This is a genomic window from Buttiauxella agrestis (assembly GCF_900446255.1).
Classification (GTDB): domain Bacteria; phylum Pseudomonadota; class Gammaproteobacteria; order Enterobacterales; family Enterobacteriaceae; genus Buttiauxella; species Buttiauxella agrestis.
The window spans coordinates 4,764,625-4,784,591 of sequence record NZ_UIGI01000001.1; the positions used below are offsets into that span (position 1 = coordinate 4,764,625).

General features: G+C 50.1%; 17 protein-coding genes. 3 read left to right on the forward strand and 14 right to left on the reverse strand.

The genetic code is table 11. The features are described from left to right. Window positions 1-47: 47 nt before the first annotated feature. From wecG to trxA, 12 genes are all read right to left on the reverse strand, one after another. On the reverse strand, window positions 48-788 hold the full coding sequence (wecG, locus tag DY231_RS22550; RefSeq protein ID WP_115631607.1) for a lipopolysaccharide N-acetylmannosaminouronosyltransferase: 741 nt from the start codon (window positions 786-788) through the stop codon (window positions 48-50). Next, window positions 785-2,161, reverse strand: a complete 1,377-nt coding sequence (wzyE, locus tag DY231_RS22555) for an ECA oligosaccharide polymerase (protein ID WP_115631608.1) — start codon at window positions 2,159-2,161, stop codon at window positions 785-787. The genes wecG and wzyE overlap by 4 nt, the downstream gene beginning before the upstream one ends. Next, window positions 2,158-3,237 (reverse strand): TDP-N-acetylfucosamine:lipid II N-acetylfucosaminyltransferase, encoded by a 1,080-nt coding sequence (locus DY231_RS22560; RefSeq protein WP_115631609.1) that lies wholly within the window; start codon window positions 3,235-3,237, stop codon window positions 2,158-2,160. The genes wzyE and DY231_RS22560 overlap by 4 nt, the downstream gene beginning before the upstream one ends. After that, window positions 3,234-4,484, reverse strand: coding sequence for a lipid III flippase WzxE (wzxE, locus tag DY231_RS22565; RefSeq protein ID WP_115631610.1), 1,251 nt, complete (start codon window positions 4,482-4,484; stop codon window positions 3,234-3,236). The genes DY231_RS22560 and wzxE overlap by 4 nt, the downstream gene beginning before the upstream one ends. A 1-nt stretch (window position 4,485) precedes the next feature. Beyond that, a complete protein-coding gene (gene rffA / locus DY231_RS22570; RefSeq protein WP_115631611.1) occupies window positions 4,486-5,616 on the reverse strand; it encodes a dTDP-4-amino-4,6-dideoxygalactose transaminase in 1,131 nt (376 codons plus the stop codon). A gap of 4 nt (window positions 5,617-5,620) precedes the next feature. Next, the gene (gene rffC / locus DY231_RS22575; RefSeq protein WP_115631612.1) at window positions 5,621-6,310 is read right to left on the reverse strand and encodes a dTDP-4-amino-4,6-dideoxy-D-galactose acyltransferase; all 690 of its coding nucleotides are present in this window, start codon (window positions 6,308-6,310) and stop codon (window positions 5,621-5,623) included. A 25-nt stretch (window positions 6,311-6,335) separates the two neighbouring features. Next, window positions 6,336-7,598: a UDP-N-acetyl-D-mannosamine dehydrogenase gene (wecC, locus tag DY231_RS22580; protein ID WP_115631613.1), complete on the reverse strand. Its 1,263-nt coding sequence runs from the start codon at window positions 7,596-7,598 to the stop codon at window positions 6,336-6,338. After that, the gene (gene wecB / locus DY231_RS22585; RefSeq protein ID WP_115631614.1) at window positions 7,595-8,728 is read right to left on the reverse strand and encodes a non-hydrolyzing UDP-N-acetylglucosamine 2-epimerase; all 1,134 of its coding nucleotides are present in this window, start codon (window positions 8,726-8,728) and stop codon (window positions 7,595-7,597) included. The genes wecC and wecB overlap by 4 nt, the downstream gene beginning before the upstream one ends. A gap of 62 nt (window positions 8,729-8,790) precedes the next feature. Continuing rightward, window positions 8,791-9,840 (reverse strand): ECA polysaccharide chain length modulation protein, encoded by a 1,050-nt coding sequence (gene wzzE, locus DY231_RS22590; protein WP_034492231.1) that lies wholly within the window; start codon window positions 9,838-9,840, stop codon window positions 8,791-8,793. 23 nt (window positions 9,841-9,863) lie between these two features. Next, entirely contained in the window at window positions 9,864-10,955 is a 1,092-nt protein-coding gene (gene wecA / locus DY231_RS22595; protein ID WP_115631615.1) for a UDP-N-acetylglucosamine--undecaprenyl-phosphate N-acetylglucosaminephosphotransferase, read from the reverse strand. Window positions 10,956-11,207: 252 nt separating this feature from the next. Next, window positions 11,208-12,467 (reverse strand): transcription termination factor Rho, encoded by a 1,260-nt coding sequence (rho, locus tag DY231_RS22600; RefSeq protein WP_034492237.1) that lies wholly within the window; start codon window positions 12,465-12,467, stop codon window positions 11,208-11,210. A gap of 358 nt (window positions 12,468-12,825) precedes the next feature. Beyond that, window positions 12,826-13,155, reverse strand: a complete 330-nt coding sequence (trxA, locus tag DY231_RS22605; protein ID WP_034461718.1) for a thioredoxin TrxA — start codon at window positions 13,153-13,155, stop codon at window positions 12,826-12,828. A gap of 131 nt (window positions 13,156-13,286) precedes the next feature. Between trxA and rhlB the strand changes: the two genes are divergently transcribed. Both rhlB and gppA read left to right on the forward strand, forming a co-directional pair. Further along, on the forward strand, window positions 13,287-14,558 hold the full coding sequence (gene rhlB, locus DY231_RS22610) for an ATP-dependent RNA helicase RhlB (RefSeq protein WP_115631616.1): 1,272 nt from the start codon (window positions 13,287-13,289) through the stop codon (window positions 14,556-14,558). Between the two features lie 5 nt (window positions 14,559-14,563). After that, the gene (gppA, locus tag DY231_RS22615; protein WP_115631617.1) at window positions 14,564-16,048 is read left to right on the forward strand and encodes a guanosine-5'-triphosphate,3'-diphosphate diphosphatase; all 1,485 of its coding nucleotides are present in this window, start codon (window positions 14,564-14,566) and stop codon (window positions 16,046-16,048) included. 1 nt (window position 16,049) lies between these two features. Here the strand turns inward: gppA and rep are convergent, their stop codons facing one another. Further along, a complete protein-coding gene (rep, locus tag DY231_RS22620) occupies window positions 16,050-18,071 on the reverse strand; it encodes a DNA helicase Rep (protein WP_115631618.1) in 2,022 nt (673 codons plus the stop codon). Between the two features lie 82 nt (window positions 18,072-18,153). Between rep and ppiC the strand changes: the two genes are divergently transcribed. Next, window positions 18,154-18,435, forward strand: coding sequence for a peptidylprolyl isomerase PpiC (ppiC, locus tag DY231_RS22625; RefSeq protein WP_034492243.1), 282 nt, complete (start codon window positions 18,154-18,156; stop codon window positions 18,433-18,435). A gap of 48 nt (window positions 18,436-18,483) precedes the next feature. Here the strand turns inward: ppiC and ilvC are convergent, their stop codons facing one another. Continuing rightward, window positions 18,484-19,959, reverse strand: coding sequence for a ketol-acid reductoisomerase (gene ilvC, locus DY231_RS22630; protein WP_034492245.1), 1,476 nt, complete (start codon window positions 19,957-19,959; stop codon window positions 18,484-18,486). Between the last annotated feature and the right edge of the window lie 8 nt (window positions 19,960-19,967).

Genomic DNA, 19,967 nt, shown 5'->3' on the forward strand with positions numbered 1-19,967 from the left:
GCCAAAAATACCCGCTAAACTCGCTTTATCTCTACAAACACTGCCGCTTACAGCCGTCCTGTGTAATGCCAGCCCAGATAACGCAGCAGCTTTATTTGACGCGTAATGCGGCTCGGTTGCGACAATAAGCGATATAACCACTCCAGACCCAAGTTTTGCCAGACCTTTGGCGCACGCTTCACATGGCCGGTGAAAACATCGTAGGTGCCACCCACGCCCATATACAAAGCATCTGGATAAACCTTGCGGCAATCGCGCATGAAGATTTCCTGGCGTGGCGATCCCATCGCGACCGTGATTATCGCCGCACCACTGTCGCGAATACGCTCGAATAAAGCGGCTTGTTGTTCGGGTTTAAAGTAGCCATCCTGGCTACCGACAATATTGACCTGCCACTGCCCACGCAGCTTTGCTTCAGTTTGCGCCAGTATTTCCGGTTTGCCGCCAATCAGAAACACAGGTGTGCCTTCCCGCCCGGCACGCTGCATCAATGCTTCCCAGAGATCGGCTCCTGGTACACGCGACACCACGGCCCCCGGAAACTTTTTACGAATCGAGCGCACAACGCTGATGCCATCTGCGTATTTGTATTCCGCATTTTCGATTAACGTTCGCACTTCTTGCTCGCGTTCAGCAGCAAGGATTTTCTCAGCGTTAATCGCCACCAGCGTCCCGCTACGCAGCGAGCCGCCTGCGTAGAGATAATCCAAAGCATGTTGCATATCGCGCCAGCCCAAAAGCTCCAGACCGCGAATCGCATAAGACGGTGCGGTAGTTAGCTCGTTCATGATATTCCTTGTGATGCATTTTGGGAGTCAGACATCACGCGTGGCGAACGACGTAGCCGTTGATGTACCAATCCCGCACTATCAAATAACCAGTAAAGGAGTTTTGCCAGCAACAGGCAGGCGCCAAAAATCACAATGAAAAACACCACGCGTGAAACAAAGGAATCCAGCCCCTCTCGCGCCAGCACAATCATGTTAAAGATGGCCCCGAAACAGAAGCTATGCAAAATGGCGGCTTTATACTTGTTGGTTTCACGGTTGCCCAGTTCATACAACCAATCAAACCATTTGATAATCAGACCCACCACAACGGCACCCAGCGGGATAAACCACACGCCGCCCATAACCACCAGCGATCCAATTAACGTCGGTGAAATCGCCAGCCCTGAATGGTTGTTGAGGATTTCCCAGGTAAAGTAGTTCGCGCTATTCAGGACGATACCTGGGCGACTCGGCCATAGCCAGGTGGGGATAAAGACATAGAAATCACGCACAATCGGTGCCAGGCCCTGGAACTCAATTTTGTCGTAATTTTGCAGCAGTAACCCTAGATTTTCCCACGGCGAGAAAGTATCGCGCGTCAGATACAAGAAGGTATAAAACGCTTCGTCGCCGCTCACGTCCATGCCGTAGCGCTTTAGCGCCAACCAGAACATGCCGACAATGCCGAATATCCCCGCAGCCGCCAGCATCCACAACGAAATCCAGCCGCGAATAATACCGATGAACAAGAAGATGGCGAACGCAATGATAATATTGGCGCGAGTCCCGCCGACAATCATGTAAGTCAACAAACCAAACGCGACGGTGCTGACCAGGAAAAACATCCAGGAACGGCCATCCTGTTTGAGGAAATAGACCACCAACATCGCGGGAATAAAGAAGTAGAAGAAGCGTTTTAACGCAACGCCCGAGACTTCGCTGGAGAATATCTGGCTGTACGAATGCAGTTTAAACAGCAAAAAACCGTTATGCATAAAGAAGATGCCGACGCTCACCAATGCCACTACGGCCAGCATCACCCACGTCAAATGCGTTTCAACGCGATTCATCGTAAACACCGGCCGCCGCACCGCGTTGCTGCGTTTCTCCCGCAACCGTGTTTTGTAGGCAACATAATAGATGCCGTAAAAACATGCGGCGGCTAGCTGCGCTTGCAACAGAACGTCTGCTGGAACGACGGACACCCCAAAGCGGAAGACTAATGTGCAGGTAAACGGAAAGCCGAAGAAAAACGTCAGCAAATACAATAATGAGAAGAAGACATTGAAATTGAAACGTACCCGGCGGAATTCCTGGTACGTTAAAACGCCAATGAACATTACCGAGGCAAACCAGACCACAAACAAACCGCCAAATTGCAGCAAACTCATGCGGTTTCTCCTGATGCAATGTCCAGTGCCCGAGTCCACCCATCAATATAATTAGGGTTAAAGAAGGCAATTTGCTGTTTATCCAGTAAGCGTAGCTGACGCTGCGCTTCGCGCACAATAGGCTCATCAAGCGGGTCGCCGGCGAATAACACCGGAATGTGCTGCTCCGTCATATCCTGCCAGAAAGGGTTTTTGCGGCTCAATACGCAGGGTATTCCCGCCTGAATCAGCAGACAAAGGGTACCGATTCCTTGCTGGCGATCGAAAATGAAATAGCCGAGGTCACACTGACGCAACATCGCCAGATAATCATTAAATTCCATTTTTTCGGTCAAAATTTGCAGGTTTTCTTCGCTGAATAACGCTCGACCAGCCTGCTGCACTTCATTGATATAAGTATTATTGTTGGCCGGATAACCCATTGGCACGACCACGCGAACCGTATCGCCAAACTGATCGTGAACAGCTTTGAGCGCCGCAATATGCTGGTTGCTCAGGTCGCCTGAATTGCCGACCAGCACCGTCATTTTGCCTGTTTTAGGTTCACTGTTGGCAAGCGTGTTGAGCGCTGGGTCCATACGCGTCGGGAAATAAATCAGTTCACCCGGCACGCGCGGGTAGCGTTCGTGAAAATAATTCAGGTCGCCGCGAGTTGCAAACACGCGTCCCACTCGGCCCTGCGCGATGCGACGCAGCAGGTAAAACAGCCGAAACTTGAGGCTATTGGAGGCTTCATACAGATCGGCGCCCCAAATGTGCCAGTTCATCTGAGCAGGTTTCAAACCGCCCGTCAGCAGGGAAATCCACAACGCACTATTAAATTGACCATGGAAGAAAAAGCGTTGTTGCCGATTATCACGGGCCTTTTCAATGACGGCCTGTGCCAGCGCTTTTTTGGTTGGATAAAGCATGACTGCAAGCGTCGGAAAAGCCGACAGCAGCGAGTCGTCCTGTGACACCACCATAAACTGGCGGGCGTGCGGATTCTCGGTAGCCAGTGCGTCATGAAAGAAACGCAGTACCGTTTGATTATGATGCGGGATATCCGATCCCAAAACGTGAATCAGTGTCGTCATGCTCGTCTACGATAAATAAGAAAAACGCTGCAACAGAGCGTGAAGTAAATGATATACGTTGCCATATAAGCCTGCGCCGCGCCGAGGGCGCCATGCGCAGGTATAAGCCAATGCGAAAAACCGGTCAATAAAGCAAACTGGCTGATTTCAGTCAAAATATAGAAGCGAAGCGAGGCTTTCGCTATCACCAGATAACCAAATACGTAGGAGCCCACTTTCAGTACGTCACCCACCAGTTGCCAGGCGAAAAGATCGCGCATCGCAATAAACTTATGCGAAAAAAGCAGCCAGATGGCGAAGTCACGTAATAGCCAGACGGTGAAACTCGCCAGAGCTACGGCGGGCAGCACAAATTTCAGTGAGCGAAGAATCTCGCGGCTGATGTCATGTTTGCTGGTCAGGCGGGAAAGCGTTGGCAGCAAATACACGCTAAACGAAGCGGTGATAAATTGCAGATACGCATCTGAAATACTGCTCACACCTTGCCAGATTCCGACATCATCCCAGCTGTAATGCGCGGCAAGCAGATTTCGCATCATCACATACGCCACCGGCAACGTTACCGAGGTAATCAGCGCCATGATGGTGAACTTGCCAAGACTGCTGGCGTAGACTTTATCCCACTGCGGTTTGAGATAACCGAGCGGTACGTGTTCGCGGCGAACCAGCATAATGCCAGCAGGAATCAGTACCAGCGCAGGCACCAACGCCAGTCCCAACAGCGCCCCCTGATAACCACCCAGGCGGTAGCAAAGGTAATATGCCAATACGCCAATCAGGCTGCCGCCAATCAGTGCCAGCGCATTGCCCGCCGCATCACGAAAGCCCTTCATGATAGCCAGCGACAAGTTCGCCCAGGCAATACCCATTTGCACGAGCGCAACCAGACGCACTAATCCCTGGTAGTTTTCATGCCCGAATAATCCAAGGCTAATCGGCTTTGCGGCCACCACAAAAATAATGGCTAAAAGCGTCGAGAAGCCCAACACCATGGCTGATGACGTCCCGATGACTTTGCGTAGCTGCTCGGGTTGGTCGTGATACTGCGCGACATATTTAGTCACGCCATTGAAGATCCCGGCCCCGGCAAGCACACCTAAAACGGTGACCATCTGGCGGAAGTTTCCAGCCTGTCCAACACCACTTGGGCCGTATGCCACTGCCAGCAGTTTCACCACCAGCAAACCAGCAGCAATTTTTACCAGCGTGGACCCTGCGGTCCACACTGAAGCTTTCGCGAGTGACATATCAGGAGAAGAAGCTTAACAACGTATTGATAACAGTACGCTGGTTCGCTGGAGACAGGTTATAGAACAGTGGCAAGCGCAGCAGGCGCTCGCTTTCTTTAGACGTGAAACGGTCTTCGCCGTGGAAGTAACCAAACTTCTCGCCAGCCGGGCAATCATGTAATGGGATGTAATGGAACACCGCCATAATTTCTGCCTCTTTGAGATAGGCAATCAGCGCGCTGCGGTCTTCGATATCCCGCAGCTTGATATAAAACATGTGCGCGTTCTGCACACAGTCTTTTGGAATCGATGGCAGTTCAATGCGCCCGGCTTTAGCCAGAGGTGCCAGCGCGTCGTTATAGGCATGCCACAGTTTCAGACGCTGTTGGTTAATCTTTTCAGCGGCTTCCAGTTGCGCCCAAAGATACGCGGCTTGCAGATCTGCCATCAGGTAGCTTGAACCAATATCGCGCCAGGTGTATTTGTCCACCTGCCCACGGAAGAACTGGCTGCGGTTGGTGCCTTTCTCGCGAATAATTTCCGCACGCTCGATAAGCGATGCGTCGTTTATCAGCGTCGCCCCACCTTCACCGCCTGCGGTGTAGTTTTTGGTTTCATGGAAGCTGAAACAGCCAATGTGGCCAATTGTTCCTAAAGCGCGGCCTTTATAGGTCGACATCACACCCTGTGCGGCATCTTCCACCACAAAGAGTTTATGCTTAGTCGCAATCGCCATAATGGTGTCCATTTCGCAGGCAACCCCCGCATAATGAACCGGAACAATCGCACGCGTTTTCTCGGTGATAGCCGCTTCAATCAACTTCTCATCGATGTTCATGGTGTCCGGACGAACATCGACAAACACAATTTTGGCCCCGCGCAATACAAACGCATTAGCCGTGGAAACAAAGGTATAGCTCGGCATGATCACTTCATCGCCGGCCTGGATATTCAACAGGAGTGCCGCCATTTCCAGCGAGGCGGTGCAGGATGGCGTCAGCAGCACTTTTTTGCTGCCAAAACGATGCTCCATCCACTGCTGGCAACGACGAGTGAAACCGCCATCGCCACAGAGCTTGCCGCTACCCATCGCAGCCTGCATGTATTCGATTTCGGTACCTACTACTGGAGGAGCATTAAATGGGATCATTTTTTCACCTGTATAACCAGAAGGCGGTGCTTTCAATATTGGCACCGCTTTGAATATAACGTCGCAGAGCAGCAGTATTGCTGGTTTGCGTAGCCACTCGCAGCGTATGTAAACCGCGTTGCTGACACCATGAACGGGCAGCATCCATTAACTGTCCGCCCACTCCGCGTCCAGCGAGTAATCCGATACGCGCTTCAGTTTCGCTGAGTTGGCGCATGCTCACAAAACCCTGTACCGCTTCGCCATTTTTTAGCACGAGGCATTCATGGTCGAAGGTGCCAAGCACGGCGTTCTCAATCCACTGGGCGTAAAATCGACCACTATCAGCAGGCTGATACCAGGGTGCGCGAAAACGGCTTTGTATGAATATTTGGGCAGCCATTTCCCGCAAAATAGCGATATCCGCGTGGGTCGCACGCGGCAATGCAAGTGCAGCATTTTGCGTGCCAACGGTTAGTGCAAAATCGACTTCCCCTTCAACCAGTTTAAAACCGAGTTGCTGTAAACCATCCAACAGAGCGGTTTGATGGGTAGCGATTTTCGCCTGCACACGGGAATAAGCGTCGAGATGATGTGAAGTCAGCAGCGGGGTATCGTCTGCAAAACGCAGAATTGCGCTGTTCACCGCAAAGAATTGATTCTCCCAATCAAGAGATTCAATTCTTGCGTGAACAGGAAGAGATAAAAGCGTCATGGGCTTTTTCAGTGCCTGGCGTGGTTTAGCGCCAGACTCCTTTGGTATCAACAACCCAGCGTTGCTGAACTTGCTCACCCGGGATGGCTTTGAATGCCTGGTGATCAACCAACATCACCAATACATCCGCTTGCGCGAGGGCTTCATCTGTCGAGGTGAGTTCACAGTGCCCGACCAGTTTTTTCGGCAACTGGTGGATGTTTGGCTCAACAGCCAGTGTTTTACCGCTATGCCAGGCGCTGAGCATCTCAGCAATTTCCATGGCTGGGCTTTCACGCAGGTCGTCAATATTGGGTTTAAAGGCCAGACCGAAGCAGGCAATCGTAATTTCACTGGCCCGTTTGCCTGTTTCTGCAAGGCAATCAGCAACGGCCGCTTTCACCTGGTTGATGACCCAGTGCGGTTTACCATCGTTAACTTCACGCGCGGTACGAATCAGTTGTGCCTGTTCCGGGTTCTGCGCCACGATAAACCACGGATCTACCGCAATACAGTGCCCACCGACCCCAGGGCCAGGCTGCAAAATATTGACGCGCGGATGTCGATTCGCCAGGCGAATCAATTCCCAGACGTTGATCCCTTGATCGGCGCAAATCAGTGAAAGCTCGTTGGCAAAGGCAATATTCACGTCACGAAAACTGTTCTCGGTGAGCTTGCACATTTCCGCAGTACGGGAGTTCGTCACCACGCACTCGCCCTCCAGGAAGATTTTGTACAGTTCGCTCGCACGAGCAGAACAGACTGGCGTCATACCGCCAATCACACGGTCGTTCTTGATAAGCTCGACCATCACCTGGCCTGGCAGCACGCGCTCAGGGCAGTAAGCGACGTTGATATCTGCCGCTTCACCTGCCTGGTGCGGGAAAGTCAGGTCAGGACGCAATTCGGCTAACCACTGCGCCATTTGTTCGGTTGAACCAACGGGAGAAGTGGACTCGAGAATGACCAGTGCACCTTTCTTTAAAACTGGGGCGATAGACTCAGCCGCAGCTTTGACAAAAACCATATCTGGCTCGTGGTCGCCTTTGAAAGGAGTCGGCACCGCAATCAAATAAGCATCTGCTGCAACGGGTTGGGTACTGGCACGTAAAAAACCGCCTTCCACCGCCGTTTTAACCACCTTATCCAGATCCGGCTCAACAATATGAATAGCACCACGATTTATGGTGTCTACCGCATGCTGGTTGATATCAATACCGACGACGTTTTGCTGTTTTGAAGCAAAAGCAGCCGCAGTCGGTAATCCGATATAGCCAAGACCAATAACAGAGATGGTTGCAAAACTCATTGTTGTGTCACCTGATTATTCTTCAATGCAGCCAAAATTTGTTCACAAGCTTTGCCATTTCCGTAAGGGTTATGTGCCCGGCTCATGATTTGATATTCATTTTCGTCTTTCAGCAAACGTGTAACCTGGCGGACAATTTCTTGAGTATCCGTCCCGACCAAACGAACAGTACCTGCATCAACAGCTTCAGGACGCTCAGTGGTATCACGCATAACCAGCACGGGTTTACCCAGTGACGGTGCTTCTTCCTGGATGCCGCCTGAATCAGTGAGGATCAGGTAAGCCTGGTTCATCAAATAGACAAACGGTAAATATTCCTGTGGGTCGATCAGCACCACATTTTTGACATCGCCAAGAATACGAGTCACAGGCTCGCTGACATTCGGATTCAGATGCACTGGATAAACAATCTGAACATCACTGTTTTCTTTGGCAATTTCAGCTAACGCGTGACAAATTCGCTCAAAACCATCGCCAAAGCTTTCGCGGCGGTGGCCGGTAACCAGAATCAGTTTTTTGCTGCTGTCCAGGAACGGATGGCACTCCGCCAGGGAAAGGCGCAAGTTGTTATCGGCATAGACACGGTCACGAACAGAAATCAGCGCATCAATGACAGTATTACCAGTCACGAAGATTTTACTGTCACTGATATTTTCACGTAGCAGGTTCTGTCGGGAATTCTCAGTCGGCGCAAAATGGTACATCGCCAGATGCCCGGTAATCGTTCTGTTCGCCTCTTCAGGCCACGGAGAATAGAGATCCCCAGTACGCAAACCCGCTTCAACATGCCCGACAGGAATACGCTGATAAAAAGCGGCCAGACTAGTGGCAACTGTGGTTGTCGTATCGCCATGAACCAGCACTACATCGGGTTTAAATGACTCAAGTATCGGCTTTAATCCCTCGAGAATGCGGCAGGTAATTTCTGTCAGCCCTTGCCCCGGCTTCATGATGTTCAAATCATAATCCGGCTCGATAGAAAATAGATTCAGCACTTGATCCAACATCTCGCGATGCTGTGCTGTCACGCAGACTTTTGCGTCAAAAAACGCGTCTTTTGCCAACGCTTCAACCAGAGGAGCCATTTTAATAGCCTCCGGACGCGTGCCAAAAACAGTTAACACTTTCACAGCAATTCTCTTTGGTTAAAAAAGGTGAAGGCCGTCCATCGAGCCTTCACCGGGTAAGGGCGTTATAACAATTTTGGACGGCGGGCTAATGCCACACCAGCGCCAATCAGGGCCCCAACCATACCCCACATAATCAGCAAGAATGCCCGGCGCGGGCTATCGCGCTTCACAGGTTCTTCAGGGGTACGTAAATAGCGGTAGGTTTGGAAGCGAGCGTCGAGCGTTGGCCCCACGTTCAGCGTCGACAACATGGCACGATTCTGGTCATAGTCGATGTCATAGTTTGGCCCTACTGCCTGCAAGCTTTCAAGGCGTGCTTGCAACATAGGACGTCCTAACATGAACATTTCGGAATCGGGTAACTCGTCGGCAGGAACTTCGGTTTCACTTTTAGCAATATTTTGCTGCTGCGCAATCTTCAGCGCTTGCTCAACGCTATGAACTTTGCGGTCGTAAATAGACTTAGCGACTTCTTCCTGGCGTTTAACTTGCGCCTTCATCTGTACAGTGCGAGCAGACCAGGCACCCGTCAACTCTTCGTTCAGATGGCTCGCCGCACGCTGGCTGGCAAAAGCCACATACTGACGCAGCAAGTTATTGGCATCAGCCGCAGTCTCAGCGATTAATTTCACACTGTCGCTGGTATTACGAGCGATGTCACCGGCTGTAAATTGAATATTATCAACAAGTTCATCTAATAGTGCGGCATCAACTTTACTGTTGCCAACCTGACGCTGCTTGTAATAGTCAGTCTGTAACCAAAAATCACGGCGTGTATCGTAGGCAGACAGCTGCATGATGAATTCTTTGTACGCTTCATCCATCACCGAAGGTTGATCAACCGGCAGCATGTTGGCTCTGAGGTCGAGATTACGCAGGAACTGCTGCTGCGAATAATATCCACCCAACATATTGACTGTCGGGCGATCGGTTATCGCGTTAGCGCTCCATTCTTGCCTGGCAAAGAAGGTGTAGATTAACGCAATGGCAGCAAACAAGACTGCGATACCCATAATCCACAACTTCCCTTGCCACAGTGTCCGGAATAAACCACGAATGTCCAACTCGTTGTCTACCATCCCCGGGTTATTTCCTGGCACGTTTTGTTTCATCACTTCCCCAATTACTTTCAGAATTAAGAAATGTTGCTGCTGTTTCTGCGTTGCCGACGTTTATGACGTCTTATGAAACGCGCCACTTTCCAGGCTCGTTTGATGCAATAATCATATAGGACAAATGCTAGCAAGAATAATGCCAACATTACCCATTCAGGTATGGAATGTATGTATTCTGCTGCTACGCCAATGCCCGCGAGTAACGCTGCGGCAGCGGTGATGAGCACAAAGGCCTGACGGGAAGTAAAGCCCGCGCGCATGATTAAATGGTGAATATGCTGGCGGTCTGGAGAGAATGGACTCATCCCCTTACGTAACCGGCGATACATAATGGCAATCATATCCATGAGTGGAATAGCGATAATCCACAGCGCTGTTACCGGGCTAATAGGATGCGTTTGCCCTTGCGTGGTTTCCAGCAAGATCCAGATAACGGTAAAGCCAATAAGTGTACTGCCTGCATCACCCATAAATACTTTATAGCGACGACCCAGTACCCCGAGGTTTAAAAGAATATAAGGCAAGATGGCAGCTATCATTGCGAAGCACCACATCGCCAGACTCAATTGCCCGTCGAAATAAAGGATGATTCCCATTGCCGCAAAGGAGACGCAAGAAAGGCCACCTAACAGGCCGTCAATACCATCAACCATGTTGAAAGCATTTATTGCAGCCCAGACTGCGAACAAGGTTAAAAAATAACCGAATGGGCCGAGCACCATTTCCCACGAGCCGAAAATATACCCAAGACTTACCAGGTATAATTTACCGACAAACATCATCACAAGGCCGATTAATGCCTGAACAGACGCTCTAATTTTTACGCTGATATCAAAGCGGTCATCCAGAGCACCGACAAGCACCAGTACCCCTGCACAGGTTAAATAAAGCCACGCATGCGGGATGTAATAATTAGCAATCAGGAAGGTAAAGCAGATACCGGCATAAACAGATATGCCTCCGACCAAAGGAATGAGCCCCTGGTGGCGTTTGCGGAAGTTAGGTTTATCGACCAGACCGATTCTTTTTGCTGCCTTGCGCGCAAAAAAAAGAAATACGGTAGTAAATAAAAAAATACTTATCAGGTCAGTTCCAGCGGTGATTAAATTCACAGTGCAAGCTCTCTGCAAAATAAAAGGTCAAGGCAATCTCATTCAAAGTGTGCCCCGTCCAATGGTTATATACATCTAATCCCTGAACATCCTGCTTATTATTTAAGCAACACTGTCCGAGTGTTGATACTAATAACAATATGGCATCCGTTGCCACAGTGGGTGCTTAACTGCGATCGTTAATTCTATATCGTATATACCACTAAAGAAAAACGCCACGTCTAAGCGTGGCGTTCCCCGAGTTTTTGTTGCTTACGAGCGCTTCATCATATCGAAGAAGTCTTCGTTGGTTTTCGTCATCGCCAATTTGTTGATGAGGAATTCCATTGCATCAATCTCACCCATTGGATGGATGATTTTGCGTAAGATCCACATTTTCTGCAGTTCTTCCTGGGTAGTCAGCAGCTCTTCTTTACGTGTACCTGAACGATTATAGTCGATAGCAGGGAATACGCGTTTCTCAGCGATTTTACGCGCCAGATGCAATTCCATGTTGCCGGTACCTTTAAATTCTTCGTAGATAACTTCATCCATTTTAGAACCGGTATCAACCAGAGCCGTTGCGATGATAGTCAAACTACCACCCTCTTCCACGTTACGTGCCGCACCGAAGAAACGCTTAGGACGATGCAGGGCGTTAGCATCCACACCACCGGTCAGTACTTTGCCTGATGCAGGTACAACGGTGTTGTAAGCACGAGCCAGACGAGTAATGGAGTCGAGAAGAATGATGACGTCTTTCTTATGCTCAACCAGACGCTTCGCCTTCTCGATGACCATTTCAGCAACCTGAACGTGGCGAGATGCGGGTTCGTCAAAGGTGGACGCGATAACTTCGCCTTTCACCAGACGCTGCATCTCAGTCACTTCTTCCGGACGTTCGTCAATCAGCAGAACCATCAGCACGCAGTCTGGGTGGTTATAAGCAATGCTGGTTGCAATGTTTTGCAACAGCATGGTTTTACCGGCTTTAGGCGGAGCCACAATCAGGCCACGCTGGCCGCGACCGATTGGCGATGCCAGATCCAGTACACGAGCGGTTAAGTCTTCGGTAGAACCATTACCACGTTCCATGCGTAAACGAGAATTTGCATGCAGCGGGGTTAAGTTTTCAAACAGGATTTTACTACGCGCGTTTTCTGGTTTGTCGTAGTTAACTTCATTAACTTTCAGCAGCGCAAAGTAACGTTCACCTTCTTTCGGCGGACGAATCTTACCGGAGATGGTATCCCCTGTGCGGAGGTTGAAACGGCGGATTTGGCTGGGAGAAACGTAGATGTCATCAGGACCGGCGAGGTAGGAGCTGTCTGCAGAGCGGAGGAAACCAAATCCGTCCTGCAATATCTCCAGCACACCGTCACCAAAGATATCTTCGCCACTCTTCGCGTGTTGCTTCAGGATGGAGAAAATAATGTCCTGCTTGCGCATACGGGCTTGGTTTTCCAGCCCCATATTTTCGCCGAGAGTAATCAGCTCAGAAACCGGCGTATTCTTTAATTCGGTAAGATTCATAATGGTGGGTTCTTAAACTCGGGGTAAATCTCGAACATGTATCGTGAATGGTATGGCAGGATCATCCATGCCTGTTTAATGGCCACCACCACATGTCTTATCGCTGCCTGGTCATAGGAAAAACGCAGAACTGAAACGACACGACGGAATGGGTGATACGCCCGAAATCGATTATGCGACCTGATGTTCACTGTAAAACAGCGTCTTAGTGAAATTTAACGGGAAGCATCGGGTATTACAAAGATTCAAACTACAAGACAAGTTCAAAATGCAGTAAAAGTAACTTAGCATGACTGACGCCGGGCGTCCAGCAGCTCACAAAAAATTGCAAACCGCGCACGCACCGGCTGAGATTCCGTTATGCCAGATTAGCGTCGAGGAACTCTTTTAACTGGCCTTTAGACAGCGCACCAACTTTGGTCGCAGCCACTTCACCGTTTTTGAACAGCAACAGAGTTGGGATACCACGGATACCATATTTTGGCGCCGTGCCCGGGTTCTGATCGATGTTCAGTTTAGCAACGGTCAGATTGCCCTGATATTCATCAGCGATTTCATCAAGAATCGGGGCGATCATCTTGCATGGACCACACCACTCTGCCCAGAAATCAACCAGAATCAACCCATCAGCTTTTAGCACGTCCGTGTCGAAACTGTCGTCAGTCAGGTGAATAATTTTATCGCTCATGTTCTACTCCGCAGGATTGTGTCTACCTTGTTGGTGTAGCCTCAACCAACTTGGGGTGACTTTATTTCACCCCGTTTATTTCAACGGATGTGCTTTCGTAAAGCAATAGTAAACTGATATTCTACCACACTATGAGCAAAACACATTTGACCGAACAGAAGTTTTCCGACTTCGCCCTGCACCCTAAGGTGATTGAAGCCCTTGAAAATAAAGGGTTCCATAACTGCACCCCAATTCAAGCACTGGCACTACCGCTGACACTAGCGAATCGTGACGTTGCAGGGCAGGCGCAAACCGGTACTGGCAAAACGATGGCGTTTTTAACGTCAACGTTCCATTATTTACTCTCTCACCCGGTTCCAGAGAATCGCCAGGTGAACCAGCCGCGTGCTTTAATTATGGCACCGACTCGTGAACTGGCAGTGCAAATTCACTCAGATGCAGAGCCACTCGCGCAATCAACCGGCCTCAAACTCGGCCTGGCATACGGTGGTGATGGCTACGACAAACAGCTTAAAGTGCTGGAAAGTGGTGTTGATATTCTTATCGGCACGACGGGTCGTTTGATCGATTACGCAAAACAAAACCACATTAACTTAGGCGCAATTCAGGTTGTGGTGCTCGATGAAGCCGATCGTATGTACGATCTGGGCTTTATAAAAGATATTCGCTGGTTGTTCCGTCGTATGCCGCCCGTCACTCAACGCCTGAACATGCTGTTCTCCGCTACATTATCTTACCGTGTGCGTGAGTTGGCGTTTGAGCAAATGAACAACGCGGAATACGTTGAAGTTGAACCGGAGCAAAAAACCGGTCATCGCATTCAGGAAGAGCTGTTCTACCCTTCTAATGAAGAGAAAATGCGCCTGTTGCAGACACTCATCGAAGAAGAGTGGCCAGACCGCGCAATTATCTTTGCTAACACCAAACACCGTTGTGAAGATATCTGGGGCCACCTCGCCGCTGATGGACATCGTGTCGGTCTGTTAACTGGCGATGTTGCACAGAAAAAACGTCTGCGCATTCTTGAAGAATTCACCCGTGGCGATCTCGATATTCTGGTCGCAACCGACGTAGCAGCACGTGGCTTGCATATTCCTTTAGTCACACATGTGTTCAACTACGATCTTCCGGACGATTGCGAAGACTACGTTCACCGTATTGGCCGTACTGGCCGTGCTGGCGAAAGCGGTCATTCCATTAGCCTGGCATGTGAAGACTACGCGCTGAACCTGTCCGCTATTGAAACCTACATCGGTCACTCAATCCCGGTCAGCAAGTACAAAACTGAAGCACTGTTAAGCGAACTTCCTCCACCGAAACGCCTGACTCGTTCCCGCCCGGGTAACGGTCCTCGTCGTAATGGTGGCGCTTCCCGTGGTAATCGCCGTCGCACAGGTTAAAATTTATGCTCAGCTCCACCTCACTGTATGCTGCAATTGATTTAGGCTCTAATAGCTTTCATATGTTGGTGGTACGTGAGGTGGCAGGGAGTATACAAACCCTTGCCCGGATTAAGCGAAAAGTCCGCCTGGCTGCGGGTTTAAGCAAAGATAATACGCTTTCACGTGAAGCAATGGAGCGCGGGTGGCAATGCCTGCGCTTGTTTGCTGAGCGCCTCCAGGATATCCCCCAAACACAAATTCGTGTGGTCGCCACCGCAACTCTCCGCCTTGCCACCAACGCTCAGGAATTCATTGACCAGGCTGAAAAAATTCTTGGCTGCCCGGTGCAAATTATTCAAGGCGAAGAAGAAGCACGTCTGATTTATCAAGGTGTTGCCCATACTACCGGGGGTGCCGATCAACGCTTAGTCGTTGATATAGGTGGAGCTAGCACTGAGCTTGTGACCGGAACAGGTGCGCAAACTACAGCCCTATTTAGTTTATCGATGGGCTGCGTAACCTGGCTTGAGGGGTTCTTTAGCGACCGAAACTTAGCGAAAGAGAACTTTGATGCCGCCGAAGCCGCCGCAAAAGAGGTTCTGCGCCCGGTATGCGACTCATTAAAACATCATGGCTGGAAAGTGTGCGTCGGTGCGTCGGGTACTGTGCAAGCACTGCAAGAGATCATGATGGCGCAGGGAATGGACGAGCGAATTACTCTGGCTAAACTTCAGCAGTTGAAGCAAAGAGCAATTCAGTGCGGGCGGCTTGAAGAGCTGGAAATTGAAGGTTTAACGCTGGAAAGAGCGTTGGTATTTCCAAGCGGCCTTGCGATTTTAATCGCTATCTTTGAAGAGTTATCAATCGATTGTATGACGCTTGCCGGCGGTGCGTTACGTGAAGGGCTGGTTTACGGAATGCTTCATTTGACCGTGAATCAGGAAATCAGAAGCCGCACGGTGCGCAATATCCAACGTCGTTTTATGGTGGATACAGGCCAGGCAGAACGCGTCCAACAACTCGCTCAGGCTCTTGCAAAACAGGTTGCAGATGTATGGAACCTGACGCCACTCAGCATTGAAATGCTTAACAGCGCCGCTTTGCTTCATGAAATTGGCCTGAGTGTAGATTTTAAACAAGCGCCACAGCATGCTGCATATCTGGTGAAAAACCTCGATTTACCGGGTTATACGCCAGCACAGAAAAAACTGCTGGCGACTCTGATGCTGAACCAAACCAACCCGGTCGATCTTTCTTCTCTCCACCAGCAAAACGCCGTCCCGCCACGCATTGCTGAAAATATTTGCCGCCTGTTGCGACTGGCTATTATCTTTGCCAGCCGTCGTCGCGACGATATCTTGCCAGAAATCACTCTGAGCGTTGAAGGTGAAAACCTACAGCTTGGACTGCCTGAAAAGTGGCTCGAATGCCACCCTCTCGGTGCAGAATTACTTGCGCAAGAAAGCCTGTGGCAAAGCTATGTCCACTGGCCTTTGACGATTAAGTAACTTAACTTTTACGTGCTTTTGCCAGCATTTCACGGATGTTGGCAACATTACTCTGACCTTTATTCATCCGTTCTTCTGGCGAAACTACCTTCCGTTCCGTTTCCCATTGCAAATCATCTTGCGGTAATTCAAGCAAGAAACGACTCGGTTCCGGGCGAATTAATTCACCATATTGTCGGCGCTCTTTGCACAGCGTAAAAGTCAGCTCTTTCTGCGCACGGGTAATTCCTACGTACGCGAGACGGCGCTCTTCTTCGATATTGTCTTCATCAATACTGCTCTGATGCGGAAGAAGCCCTTCTTCCATTCCCACTAAAAATACATAGGGGAATTCCAGCCCTTTCGAGGCATGAAGAGTCATCAGCTGAACCTGATCGGCTTCTTCGTCACTTTCACCGCGTTCCATCATATCGCGCAGTGTAAAGCGAGTGACTACTTGAGTTAACGTCATCGGTTCGTCGATTTCTGAACCCTCAAGCATTTCTGTCATCCAGCTAAACAGTGTGTTGACGTTCTTCATGCGCATTTCGGCAGCTTTCTGGCTGGGAGATGTTTCGTACAGCCAGCTTTCGTAATCAACGCCGTGAATCAAATCGCGAACGGCCGCAATGGGCTCACGCTCAGCCAAAGTAGCCACGTCACGAAGCCAGTGAGTAAAACGCTGGAGCGACTCAAGGCCGCGCCCGCTTAACGTCTGGCTCAGGCCCATATCGAAACTGGAGTGAAACAAACCTTTATTACGTTGCATCGCCCAGGCACCTAGTTTTTGCAACGTCGCAGAGCCAATTTCACGTTTTGGCGTATTCACAATCCGCATGAATGCACTGTCGTCATCCGGATTAGTCAGCACGCGAAGATAAGCCAACAGATCTTTGATTTCCGGGCGCGAGAAGAACGAAGTGCCACCAGAAATGCGATAAGGAATGCGATTCTGCATCAGCATCTTTTCAAATACGCGCGACTGGAAATTCCCGCGATAAAGTATGGCGTAGTCTTTGTAGTTGGTTTTATTGATAAAGTGATGAGCAATCAGCTCGCCAGTCACCCGCTCGGCCTCATGATCTTCACTATTTGCCGTCACCACTTTTAGCTCGGTGCCGTATCCCAGCTCAGAAAAAAGGCGCTTTTCAAAAACGTGCGGGTTGTTGGCAATAAGAATGTTTGCCGCCTTCAGAATACGTCCGGAAGAACGGTAATTCTGTTCAAGCTTAATGACCTGCAATGCGGGGAAATCCTGGCTCAACAGCACCAGGTTTTGTGGTCTGGCACCGCGCCAGGAGTAAATCGACTGGTCGTCATCGCCTACCACGGTGAATCTTGCCCGCGCACCGACCAGTAATTTCACCAGTTCGTACTGGCTGGTGTTGGTATCCTGATATTCATCCACCAGCAAATAGCGAATGCGATTTTGCCAGCGTTCCCGGACTTCTTCATTACGTTGTAAAAGCAGCGTCGGCAGCAAAATTAGATCGTCAAAATCCAGCACATTGCAGGATTTCAAATGCGTATCATACAGGCCGTAGCAATGAGCAAAGATTCGGTCACGCTCGCCTTTGGCCTGCGCAGCGGCCTGCGATGGCGACATCAGATCGTTTTTCCAGTTTGAGATCGTCGAGATCAGTTGCTGCAATAATGTCTTATCGTCTTCAAGCAATCCTTCCGTCAGATCTTTCAACAACGCCGTCTGGTCGGTGTCGTCGAATAACGAGAAGTTAGGCTTCATCCCCAGCGCCGCGTACTCACGTTTAATGATCTCAAGGCCTAAGGTGTGGAAGGTGGAGATCAATAAGCCGCGCGCTTCTTTGCGCCCCAGCGTTTGCGCCACGCGTTCTTTCATCTCTCGCGCCGCTTTATTGGTAAAAGTCACGGCGGCAATATGGCGAGCCTGATAACCGCATTCGCGGATCAAATACGCCATTTTATTGGTGATCACACGTGTTTTGCCCGAGCCAGCGCCCGCCAGGACCAGGCAGGGTCCAGTGACAAATTCGACGGCTTGTTGTTGGCCAGGGTTTAAACGCATAGGGTCACTCAGTGAAAGTCAGGAGGGTATAAAAAGTACATGGTATTATATCCACCATAATCCATACTACCAAGGCACTATCATGGCAAAAACCGCGGCAGCATTGCATATCCTTGTTAAGGAAGAAAAACTGGCCCAGGAAATTCTGACTCAGCTTCAGAATGGCGGCGATTTCGAAAAGCTAGCTAAAAAACATTCCACCTGCCCATCAGGCAAAAAAGGTGGTCACTTAGGTGAGTTCCGCCAGGGCCAGATGGTTCCAGCGTTCGATAAAGTGGTGTTCTCCTGCCCGCTGCTGGAGCCATACGGCCCGCTGCACACGCAGTTCGGTTACCACATCATCAAAGTGTTATACCGTAATTAACAGAAAGGCCGGGGAATTCCCCGGCCTTTTTATTTTTTGGCTTCGCGATTAGCCCGCGACAGCGATACGCTTCATATCTTTCATATAACCGCGCAGTTTCTTGCCAACGGTTTCGATTTCATGGTTACGAATCGCTTCGTTCACATCACGCAGTTGCGCGTTATCAACCGCTCCAGCTGGGATTTCTTTACCCAAATCACCTGCTTGCAGCGTGGTCATGAACTCTTTCAGCAATGGCACTGCCGCGTAAGAGAACAGGTAGTTGCCGTACTCAGCGGTATCAGAGATAACCACGTTCATTTCGTACAGACGCTTACGGGCGATGGTGTTCGCAATCAGCGGCAGCTCATGCAGTGATTCGTAGTAAGCTGATTCTTCGATGATGCCCGCATCAACCATGGTTTCGAATGCCAGCTCAACGCCCGCTTTCACCATTGCGATCATCAGAACGCCTTTATCGAAGTATTCCTGCTCGGAAATTTTACCGTCAAACTGTGCAGCGGTTTCGAATGCAGTTTTGCCGGTCTCTTCACGCCAGGTCAGCAGGTTTTTATCGTCATTTGCCCAGTCAGCCATCATGCCGGAAGAGAATTCGCCGGAGATGATGTCATCCATATGTTTCTGGAACAGCGGAGCCATAATCGTTTTCAGTTGCTCAGACAAGGCATAAGCACGGATTTTTGCCGGGTTGGACAAACGGTCCATCATCAGCGTAATGCCGCCTTGTTTCAGCGCTTCGGTGATGGTTTCCCAGCCGAACTGAATCAGTTTTTCTGCATACGTTGGGTCAGTGCCCTCTTCCACCAGCTTGTCGAAGCACAGCAGAGAACCCGCTTGCAGCATGCCGCACAGAATAGTTTGCTCACCCATCAGGTCAGATTTCACTTCAGCTACGAAGGAAGATTCAAGAACACCAGCACGATGACCGCCAGTGGCAGCAGCCCAGGCTTTAGCGATGGCCATGCCTTCGCCTTTCGGATCGTTTTCTGGGTGAACCGCAATCAGGGTCGGAACACCGAAACCACGCTTGTATTCTTCACGAACTTCAGTGCCCGGGCATTTTGGCGCAACCATCACCACAGTGATGTCTTTACGGATTTGCTCGCCCACTTCAACCACGTTGAAACCGTGGGAGTAGCCCAGTGCTGCGCCATCTTTCATCATTGGCTGAACGGCTTTTACTACTGCGGAGTGCTGCTTGTCTGGCGTCAGGTTAACAACCAGATCCGCTTGCGGGATCAGTTCTTCGTAGGTGCCAACTTTAAAACCGTTTTCGGTCGCTTTACGCCATGAAGCGCGTTTTTCAGCGATAGCTTCTGCACGCAGAGCATAAGCAACATCCAGACCGGAGTCGCGCATGTTCAGACCCTGGTTCAGGCCCTGTGCGCCACAGCCGACGATGACGACTTTTTTGCCTTTGAGGTAGCTTGCTTCATCAGCGAATTCTGCGCGCGCCATGAAACGACATTTACCCAATTGCGCCAACTGCTGACGCAGGTTCAAAGTGTTGAAATAATTAGCCATCGTGGTGG

What these genes read in the sequence shown, in the direction of transcription:
- wecG (WP_115631607.1), bottom strand. Translation starts at nt 788, where the DNA reads ATGAACGAGCTAACTACCGCACCGTCTTATGCGATTCGCGGTCTGGAG.
- wzyE (WP_115631608.1), bottom strand. Translation starts at nt 2,161, where the DNA reads ATGAGTTTGCTGCAATTTGGCGGTTTGTTTGTGGTCTGGTTTGCCTCG.
- DY231_RS22560 (WP_115631609.1), bottom strand. Translation starts at nt 3,237, where the DNA reads ATGACGACACTGATTCACGTTTTGGGATCGGATATCCCGCATCATAAT.
- wzxE (WP_115631610.1), bottom strand. Translation starts at nt 4,484, where the DNA reads ATGTCACTCGCGAAAGCTTCAGTGTGGACCGCAGGGTCCACGCTGGTA.
- rffA (WP_115631611.1), bottom strand. Translation starts at nt 5,616, where the DNA reads ATGATCCCATTTAATGCTCCTCCAGTAGTAGGTACCGAAATCGAATAC.
- rffC (WP_115631612.1), bottom strand. Translation starts at nt 6,310, where the DNA reads ATGACGCTTTTATCTCTTCCTGTTCACGCAAGAATTGAATCTCTTGAT.
- wecC (WP_115631613.1), bottom strand. Translation starts at nt 7,598, where the DNA reads ATGAGTTTTGCAACCATCTCTGTTATTGGTCTTGGCTATATCGGATTA.
- wzzE (WP_034492231.1), bottom strand. Translation starts at nt 9,840, where the DNA reads ATGAAACAAAACGTGCCAGGAAATAACCCGGGGATGGTAGACAACGAG.
- rho (WP_034492237.1), bottom strand. Translation starts at nt 12,467, where the DNA reads ATGAATCTTACCGAATTAAAGAATACGCCGGTTTCTGAGCTGATTACT.
- trxA (WP_034461718.1), bottom strand. Translation starts at nt 13,155, where the DNA reads ATGAGCGATAAAATTATTCACCTGACTGACGACAGTTTCGACACGGAC.
- rhlB (WP_115631616.1), top strand. Translation starts at nt 13,287, where the DNA reads ATGAGCAAAACACATTTGACCGAACAGAAGTTTTCCGACTTCGCCCTG.
- gppA (WP_115631617.1), top strand. Translation starts at nt 14,564, where the DNA reads ATGCTCAGCTCCACCTCACTGTATGCTGCAATTGATTTAGGCTCTAAT.
- rep (WP_115631618.1), bottom strand. Translation starts at nt 18,071, where the DNA reads ATGCGTTTAAACCCTGGCCAACAACAAGCCGTCGAATTTGTCACTGGA.
- ppiC (WP_034492243.1), top strand. Translation starts at nt 18,154, where the DNA reads ATGGCAAAAACCGCGGCAGCATTGCATATCCTTGTTAAGGAAGAAAAA.
- ilvC (WP_034492245.1), bottom strand. Translation starts at nt 19,959, where the DNA reads ATGGCTAATTATTTCAACACTTTGAACCTGCGTCAGCAGTTGGCGCAA.